General features: G+C 76.6%; 1 protein-coding gene. It reads left to right on the top strand.

Annotated elements, in window-relative coordinates:
- Positions 1 to 260: 260 nt before the first annotated feature.
- On the top strand, positions 261 to 1,010 hold a 750-nt coding region (locus ABD308_RS38805), incomplete at its 3' end, for a lysoplasmalogenase (RefSeq protein ID WP_344345735.1).

The raw sequence follows: 1,010 nt of genomic DNA, 5'->3' as shown, positions 1-1,010 counted from the left end.
CCACACTAAACGCTGGGCGCGGCCCCCGCTGGCAGCCGCCCGCCGCGCGGCGACATCCGGCCGGACGGCGGACGAACGGCGCGGAGGTCACGGCCCGCGCCGGGCAGGCGACACGTCACCCCGGTGGCCACGCCGGGTCTACGCACCGGTAACAATCTCTTCCACACCCCGTCCCCGTCCCCTATCGTGCCCGGCACAGGGCCATGGCTCCCCCGTCCGGTCCCCACCCGCTCCCCCACCCACCCGGAGGACACCGCCGCATGAGCATCCGTACGACCACCCGCGCCGTTCTCGGCGACCGGCTGCGCTCGGCCCCCGGCCTGCTCGCCGGTTTCGCCGCCACCTCGGCGGCCCACCTGGGGGCGCTGCTGACCGACACGCCGGCGCTGCGGCACGCCACCAAGCCGGCGCTGATGCCGCTGCTGGCCGCGCACAGCGTGGTCAGCGCCGCCGCGGCCGGCCGGCGCGCGCCGAAGCCGCTGGTGCCGGCGCTGCTGGCGAGCGCGGGCGGGGACGTCCTGCTCCAGCTCGACTCGGACCCCGCCTTCCTGGCCGGAATGGGCTCGTTCGCGGCGGCGCACGTCTGCTACGTGACGATGTTCGTCGGCCAGGGCGCGCTGACCGACCGGCGCCGGACGCTGGTGGTCGCGGCGGCGTACGCGGCGGCCTGGGCGTCGATGGTGGGCCTGCTCTGGCCGGATCTCGGGGACCTGCGGATCCCGGTGGCCGGGTACAGCCTGCTGCTCGCCTCGACGGCGGTGGCCTCGGCCGGGCTGGGCGTGCGGACCGGGCTGGGCGGGGCGCTGTTCCTGCTCTCGGACACCCTGATCGCCACCAAGCTGGCCGACTGGCGGGAGCTGCCGGGGCACGATTTCTGGATCATGGCGACGTACATCCTGGCGCAGTACCTGCTGGCGACCGGCGCGCTGCGGGCGGCCGGGGCCCAGGACGACGCGGAGGCCCGGGACGGCCGGAAGCCGCGGGACGCCTCGACGGCTCCGGCCGACGCG

The organism is Kitasatospora putterlickiae, assembly GCF_039527695.1.
Classification (GTDB): domain Bacteria; phylum Actinomycetota; class Actinomycetes; order Streptomycetales; family Streptomycetaceae; genus Kitasatospora; species Kitasatospora putterlickiae.
The sequence above is the reverse complement of the archived record's forward strand: the minus strand, read 5'-3'. Positions and strand labels throughout refer to the sequence as shown.